Origin of the sequence: Aurantimonas sp. C2-5-R2 (assembly GCF_036549495.1) — a bacterium.
Lineage (GTDB): Bacteria > Pseudomonadota > Alphaproteobacteria > Rhizobiales > Rhizobiaceae > Aurantimonas > Aurantimonas coralicida_A.
The window spans coordinates 21111-28053 of the sequence record NZ_JAZHLJ010000053.1 but is presented as its reverse complement, the minus strand read 5'-3'; the positions used below and the strand labels follow the sequence as shown (position 1 = coordinate 28053).

General features: G+C 63.8%; 9 protein-coding genes. 3 read left to right on the top strand and 6 right to left on the bottom strand.

What is annotated here, in order from left to right; genetic code table 11:
• The first annotated feature begins 161 nt into the window (after positions 1 to 161).
• Positions 162 to 344: a hypothetical protein gene (locus tag VQ044_RS18180; protein WP_327648629.1), complete on the top strand. Its 183-nt coding sequence runs from the start codon at positions 162 to 164 to the stop codon at positions 342 to 344.
• 31 nt (positions 345 to 375) lie between these two features.
• On the opposite strand, the gene hslU is transcribed toward VQ044_RS18180, so the two are convergent.
• On the bottom strand, positions 376 to 1677 hold the full coding sequence (hslU, locus tag VQ044_RS18175) for an ATP-dependent protease ATPase subunit HslU (protein ID WP_327626064.1): 1302 nt from the start codon (positions 1675 to 1677) through the stop codon (positions 376 to 378).
• A gap of 375 nt (positions 1678 to 2052) precedes the next feature.
• Between hslU and VQ044_RS18170 the strand changes: the two genes are divergently transcribed.
• On the top strand, positions 2053 to 2763 hold the full coding sequence (locus VQ044_RS18170) for a helix-turn-helix transcriptional regulator (protein WP_327648628.1): 711 nt from the start codon (positions 2053 to 2055) through the stop codon (positions 2761 to 2763).
• Positions 2764 to 2844: 81 nt separating this feature from the next.
• Here the strand turns inward: VQ044_RS18170 and VQ044_RS18165 are convergent, their stop codons facing one another.
• Both VQ044_RS18165 and VQ044_RS18160 read right to left on the bottom strand, forming a co-directional pair.
• Positions 2845 to 3183 carry a type II toxin-antitoxin system HicB family antitoxin gene (locus tag VQ044_RS18165; RefSeq protein WP_327648626.1) on the bottom strand — a complete coding sequence of 113 codons (339 nt, stop codon included), beginning with the start codon at positions 3181 to 3183 and terminating at the stop codon, positions 2845 to 2847.
• Positions 3180 to 3434 (bottom strand): type II toxin-antitoxin system HicA family toxin, encoded by a 255-nt coding sequence (locus VQ044_RS18160; protein ID WP_327648624.1) that lies wholly within the window; start codon positions 3432 to 3434, stop codon positions 3180 to 3182. Before VQ044_RS18160 ends, VQ044_RS18165 begins: the two co-directional genes overlap by 4 nt.
• 104 nt (positions 3435 to 3538) lie before the next feature.
• Here VQ044_RS18160 and VQ044_RS18155 point away from each other — a divergent pair, with 104 nt between their 5' ends.
• Positions 3539 to 4153, top strand: coding sequence for an alpha-ketoglutarate-dependent dioxygenase AlkB family protein (locus tag VQ044_RS18155; RefSeq protein ID WP_327648623.1), 615 nt, complete (start codon positions 3539 to 3541; stop codon positions 4151 to 4153).
• Between the two features lie 21 nt (positions 4154 to 4174).
• On the opposite strand, the gene sbmA is transcribed toward VQ044_RS18155, so the two are convergent.
• From sbmA to VQ044_RS18140, 3 genes are all read right to left on the bottom strand, one after another.
• Positions 4175 to 5434: a peptide antibiotic transporter SbmA gene (gene sbmA, locus VQ044_RS18150; RefSeq protein ID WP_327651086.1), complete on the bottom strand. Its 1260-nt coding sequence runs from the start codon at positions 5432 to 5434 to the stop codon at positions 4175 to 4177.
• Positions 5435 to 5575: 141 nt separating this feature from the next.
• A complete protein-coding gene (gene coaA / locus VQ044_RS18145; RefSeq protein WP_327626061.1) occupies positions 5576 to 6535 on the bottom strand; it encodes a type I pantothenate kinase in 960 nt (319 codons plus the stop codon).
• On the bottom strand, positions 6535 to 6876 hold the full coding sequence (locus VQ044_RS18140; protein ID WP_327648621.1) for a phosphoribosyl-ATP diphosphatase: 342 nt from the start codon (positions 6874 to 6876) through the stop codon (positions 6535 to 6537). Before VQ044_RS18140 ends, coaA begins: the two co-directional genes overlap by 1 nt.
• Positions 6877 to 6943 lie beyond the last annotated feature (67 nt).

The window sequence follows — 6943 nt, the reverse complement described above, 5'->3', positions numbered from 1 at the left end:
GATTGGACACCGTGTTCGACATCTTGTTCCATTTTCTTCACCGCAACCTCCATTGTCGAAGTGTTGCGACGACCGGTTGAATCCGCCCTGCACCGCTTCGCTTCGCCGCCGTCCACAGCGACGGCGAGACCCTCTGGGCCTATCGCTGGGCCAATGACGGCTTGCCGCCGTCGCTGTACTGGCGCCGCGAGGGTGACGGCATCGTCGTCGCCTCGGAGCCCTGCGACGCGGACGCCGGAAACTGGACGATCGTGCCGCCGGCCTCGGTGCTGGTGGCAAGGCGCGACTGTACGCCGCGGATCGTTTCGTTCGAGCTTGCCGCGCCGGCCCGCGCCGCCGCGTGAGACCGCGGGCCCGGGCCGCCGGGCCGCTGCTTTACAGGATGAACCGCGACAGATCGGTATCGCCGGCGATGCCGTCGAGCGCCTTGTGCACATAGGCGGCGTCGACCCGGTAGCTCTCGCCGGGCTTGTCGGGCGCCTCGAAGGAAATCTCGTCGAGCACCCGCTCCATCACCGTCTGCAGCCGCCGCGCGCCGATGTTCTCGATCGAGCCATTGAGCGCCACCGCCGTGTCGGCGATGGCGTCGATGGCGTCGTCGGTGATCTCCAGATCGACATTCTCGGTCTTCATCAAGGCGATATACTGCTTGATCAGCGAGGCCTCCGTCTCGGTGAGGATGCGGCGGAAATCCTCCTTGGTCAGCGCCCGCAATTCGACGCGGATCGGTAGCCGGCCTTGTAGCTCGGGCAGAAGGTCCGACGGCTTGGAGACGTGGAACGCACCGGACGCGATGAACAGAATGTGATCGGTCTTCACCGGCCCGTGCTTGGTCGCGACCGTGGTGCCCTCGACCAGGGGCAGGAGATCGCGCTGCACGCCTTCGCGCGACACGCCTGCCGAATGCCCGTCCTTGTTCGCCACCTTGTCGATCTCGTCGAGGAACACGATGCCGTTGTTCTCGACCGCGTCGATCGCCTCGCGCACCAGCTGCTCCTGGTCGAGCAGCTTGTCGGACTCTTCACCGATGAGGAATTCATAGCTCTCGCGCACGCTGGTGCGGCGCTGCTTGGTGCGGTTCATCGCCTTGCCGAACATCTCCGACAGATTGAGAACACCGATATTGGCACCCGGCATACCGGGGATTTCCATGCCGCCCATCGGATTGCCGGTGTCGGCGACCTCGATGTCGATGTCCTTGTCGTCGAGTTCGCCCGACCGCAGCTTTTTGCGGAAGGAATCGCGGGTCGCCGGCGAAGCGGTCTTGCCGACCAGCGCGTCGAGCACGCGGTCCTCGGCGCCCTGATGGGCTTTCGCCTTCACCTCCTCGCGCTTTTTCTCGCGGACCAGGCCGATGCCGATCTCGACGAGATCGCGGATGATCTGCTCGACATCGCGGCCGACATAGCCGACCTCGGTGAACTTGGTCGCTTCGATCTTGATGAACGGCGCGCCGGCGAGCCGCGCGAGACGGCGGGAAATCTCGGTCTTGCCGACGCCGGTGGGTCCGATCATCAGGATGTTCTTGGGCATCACCTCTTCGCGCAGGCTGCCTTCGAGCTGCTGGCGTCGCCAGCGATTGCGCAGCGCCACCGCGACGGCGCGCTTTGCGTCCTTCTGGCCGATGATGTGACGATCGAGTTCGGAGACGATCTCGCGGGGGGAAAAATCTGTCATGACGTCTTCTGGTTGGATGAGACGCGGAGCGCCGAGGAGGGTCGTTTTCGCCGGGGGCAAAAATATTCTGGATGCTACATGGGGGTTACAGGACGCGCTTGCCACCCGTTGCGCCCGCCCTCCGAACCGCCGCATGCGGCAAGAACACGCACAGGCGAGTGCTGAGGAGGCCGTTGTCAAGTCTACCAATCCGGCCCGGATTGGGATCAACATAGCCTGTCCGATTCGGGGACCCTCAGTGGGAATCGAGACGTGGAGATGGGAGATCGCGAGAGGCGGTGCGGCGATGCGCGGTGCGACGAGAGCGGGCGGACACGGTGTGAGCCGGCCGCAAGACCGAAGGGAACGGGCTGTTTTTCCGGAGACGGAGGGGGCATGAGCGGCGCGCTCGAACGCCTCTCGGCCGTCGCGGCGCCTTGGGATGATGAGCGCCTCGCGACACTGCTCAATAGGATCGCAGCAGATTACGGCTTCTCGCATGTGGCGGTTCTGGCGATGCCATCGACCGACGATGGCGGCATGGCGACGCGTTACCTGCTGGGCAATTGGCCGGACGACTTCGCCCGCTCCTATGAGCAACTCGGGCTGCACCGTTTCAAGCTGGTGGTGGGGGCATTGCAGGCCGATCCGATGCCCTTCGTCTGGGACATCGAGACGCTTTACGGGGCCGACGAGCCGGAACCGACCCCGGCGGCTCAGATGTTGCTCGAGGAAGGTTATTTGGCCGGGGCGCTGTTCCCGGTTCATGGCCTGACCGCCTTCAGTGGCGCCCTGTCCTTTGCCGGCAGGTCGCCCGAGCTGTCGGCCCAGACGGTGCGCGAACTGCATCTGATTGCGTTCACGGTGTTCGGCATGCTGGCCGCGGCGCGATTCGAGGAAAACCGCAAGAACAACCCGCTGTCGACGCGCGAGCGCGATTGCCTGAAGCTCGCCATGCTGGGCAAGACCTCATCGGAGATCGGTACCATCCTGTCGCTGTCGGAATACACGATTTCCCAGTACCTCGCGGCGGCGACCCGCAAGGTGAACGCATCGAACCGTACCCATGCCGTCGCGCTGGCGGCGCAGCTAGGCTATCTGTCGTGAGGATGGGTGGGGGTTAGTTCGGCCCGGTGCCGGGCAAAGCCCCTGACGGTGCGCGTGGCCGCCTGAGAGCGCGCTTCGTCCTTAGGTCCGCTCCATCAGGACTCGTTCGAGAGCGCTGGTCACCAGCTTGTTGAGGCTGACTCCGCCTCGCCGTGCAGCGGACGCCAGCTCCCGATGTAAGCGTGGTTCGGCACGTATGATGAACTGTCCTGAGTAAGGTTTGTCCGGCTTTTCGCCACGTTCGGCACAAAATGTCAGATAATCGTCCACCGAGGCCGCAAACGCCTGCTTGAGATCCGATACGGAAGCACCCTGAAAAGTGATCACGTCCCGGAGATTGACGACCTCACCGTGAAAAATCTCGGCCTCTTCGTCGTATTCCACGGCGGCTTCGTATCCTTTGTAATGCATCGTGCTCATGGTCGTATTCCTGCTTCCGTCAGAAAGCGCCGGAGCGATTTTATGGCGCCCTTGTCTGCCTCTTTGCGGGGATGCGGGCGGTGGAACACCGCGCGAACTCCGTTGAGACCAATGCGCACCCGCGATCCCTGCCCCTCCGAGATTTCAGCTCCAAATGCTTGCAACATGATCTCGACGTCACGCCACGCGATGGCGCCCGACACCGGATGGGCATAAATCGCTTTCACAAGTGCCCGGTGTTTTCTGTTCATCGGAAGACCGATATCGTAAATTAGTATCAATGGGGAAGAATATTTTGGACGGACTCACCCCATCACCGGCTCGCTATGCCGCCAGCGACTCGGTCTGACGCCTCATGAACGTGCTTCCCAAGGGCGTCCGGCATAGTCCGGGCCATCTTTTCCGCGACGATCAGGTGGCGCTGATCGATGCGATCCGTGCCGTCGTCGCGGCGGCGCCGTTGTTTCAGCCGGTGATGCCGCGTACGGGCAAGCCGCTGTCCGTGCGCATGACCAATTGCGGCGGCCTCGGCTGGGTCGCCGACCGCGCCGGCTATCGCTATCAGCCGACCCATCCGGTGACCGGCGCGCCCTGGCCGGCGATGCCGTCCCAGCTTTTGCGAATCTGGGAGGAAATGTCGGGTTTCGACCATCCGCCCGAGGCCTGCCTGGTCAATTTCTACGAGACCGGCACCAAGATGGGCCTGCATCAGGATCGCGATGAAGAGGATCTGGCGGCGCCGGTGGTGTCGATCTCGCTCGGCGACGACTGCCTGTTCCGGGTCGGCGAGACCACGCGCGGCGGAAGGACCACCTCGATCCGGCTGCAATCCGGCGACATCGTCGTGCTCGGCGGCGAGGGGCGCCTCGCTTTTCACGGCGTCGACCGGATCTATCCGGCCACCTCGGCGCTGTTGAAGAACGGCGGCCGCATCAATCTCACCCTCAGGCGGGTGACGCGGCCGGCATGAGATGGGTTGCGGGAGCGCGCCTCACGCTTCGACGCGCGCCTCTCGGCCCTCCAGCCAGCGCTGGTCGATCTCCGGCAACGGCTCGTCGTCGATCGCCGCCTCGAAGCCCCTGAGACGTTTGTAGATCGACAGAAGCTCGACGATCGTCGTCCAGGAGTTCACCAGATACTGAAACGACGAGCGCACTTGCTCGAAGGCATTGAGAATCTGCGTCATCACGCCGAGGGTGATGGCGCCGGCCACGATCGTCGGTGCCAGCATCAGCATCGGAAAGATGTTGTCGGTCTGCAGATAGGCGATGCGGGCGACGTTGAAGTACATGTAGTGGAAGTAGAGCCGGAAATAATTCCGCCTGACATGCGAGAACAGCTCGGCGACCACCGGGGGCTCAGCCCGGGCGCCGTCGTCCTCGCCATAGACGAGCTCCTTGCGATAGGCCGCCTCGACCCGCTGGTTGCGGAATTCCAGGCCCGGGAGCCTGATACCGACGATGGCCAGGAACGCGGTGCCGAACAGCGACCAGACGATCGCCGCGATGACCAGGGCGTAGGGCACCTCGCCAACCAGCGGCAGCGTCTTGACGTTGGCCGAGAGCACCAGAAGGACGGGCAGGAAGGCGATCAGCGTCATGACCGAATCGATCAGCCGGACGCCGAGATCCTCCATGGTGGTCGAGAAGCGCATCGTGTCTTCCTGGACGCGCTGCGAGGCCCCCTCGATGCGGCGAAGCTTCGGCCAGTACGACATGTAGTAGTCGTTCATCGCCGTGCGCCAGCGGAAGATGTAGTGGCTGACGAAGAAGCGGGTGAGCACGCCGACGGTAACGGCGACGAAGGCGATGCCGGCGAAGGTCAGCATCTCGCCGTAGAATTCCTCGATCGTTACCGGCCGCGATCGCGACAGGGCGGCCTGGATGAAGTCGTAGAACGGCCCGTACCAGGCGTTGATCGCGACGCTCACCTGCACCTGAAAGTAGGTGGTGAAGAGGATCAACGCCGATCCGAGGATCGACCAGAGCGCCCAGGGATGCGGCGCATAGACCATCCAGAAGGCCGCGAAGATCGCGACGACGATGGCGAAATAGACGTAGAACCACAGGAAGGCCGGCGACCAGAAGATCGAAACGCCGATGATCGGCGGCGCGTTTTCGGCGAGCGGCGGCAGTCCGAACCAGGCGCCAGCGTCGGCGCCGAAGACGTACCAGGCGGCGACCGCGACGGCGGTCCACGCGATCGCCGACAGAAAGAACAGCTTCGGCTGGGGAAAGAAGGAGACGAACACGGCGGCGGGGCTCCTCGATGATCGCATGGACGCGATCCGATGGGATGATGGCAACGACCATCTTAGTCGGTGTCGGGAGGAACGGCGCGGTGAAAACCGCGTGACCGGAAAGCGCCTCGCGCCTGTTCGGTGTCCGGCGCTCTATAGCTTGCGCAGCGCGACCTGCTCGGTCAGGTGGTTCGGCCCCTTGCGCAGGATCAGGTCGGCGCGCGGGCGCGTCGGCAGGATATTCTCGTAGAGATTCTTGCCGTTGATGTTGCTCCACAGGCCTTCGGCGATCTTCAGGGCCTCGTCCTGTGGCACCTGCGAATAGCGGTGGAAAAACGAGTCGGTCTCGCGGAACGCCGTCTCGCGCAGCCGCATGAAGCGCTCCACGTACCAGCGCTGGATGTCGACCTCGTCGGCGTCGATATAGATCGAATAGTCGAAGAAGTCGGAGACGAACGGCACGGCCTTGCCGTCCTTCGGCATGTCGCGCACTTGCAGGACGTTGAGCCCCTCGAAGATCAGGATGTCGGGTCGGTCGATGGTGATGCGTTCGCCTGGCACGACATCGTAGACGAAATGCGAATAGACCGGCGCCTCGACCCGCGGCACACCGGCCTTGATCTCGGAGAGGAAGCGCAGGATCGTGCCGACGTCGTAGCTTTCGGGAAACCCCTTGCGTTGCATCAGCCCCTCGGCCTCCAGCACGGCATTGGGGTAGAGGAAGCCGTCGGTGGTGATCAGGTCCACCTTGGGCGAGGACGGCCAGCGGGCCAAAAGCTCCTTCAGGACGCGGGCAGTGGTCGACTTGCCGACCGCGACCGAGCCGGCGATGCCGATGATAAACGGCGTCTTGGGATGGGCGCCGCCCTCCGACAGGAATCGTTGACGCTGGCGGAACAGCAATTGCGACGATTCCACATGGGCATAGAGCAGCCGCGAGACGGCGAGATAGATGCGGGCGACCTCGTCGAGATCGACCGGGTCGTTCATGGAACGGAGCCGGTTGACCTCGTCCTCGGTGAGCGTCAGCGGAGCGTCGGCGCGAAACTTCGCCCATTCGGCGGCCGAGAAGACCCGATAGGGCGAAAACTTCGAGGGCGCGAGCTGGTCCATCAGCCGTTCGCCTGTCCCAGTTCCGGCGGCCGGCCGGCTTTTTCGGCGATCCCCGTTTGCGCCGTGCGCCGCTGGAGTTCGTCCATCACCGCCGCGAGCGGCACATGGCGAACCCGCAGCGCGACCATGAGATGATAGAGGAGATCGGCCGCCTCCGAGGTTAAACGCTCGTCGTCCTGCGAAACCGCCGCGATGACCGTTTCGGTCGCCTCCTCGCCGAGCTTCTTGGCGACATGGCCGATGCCCTTGGCGACCAGCGAGGCGGTGTAGGAGCCGCTATCCTCGGACGTGGCACGCGCGGCGACGATCGTCTCCAGATCGGCGAGGGTAAAGTCTGTCATGGTGCCCTTTCGCTATGCGGTCTTTCCAGCATCTTTCAAGAATGCGGAGCCAATCTTCGGCCGGAAG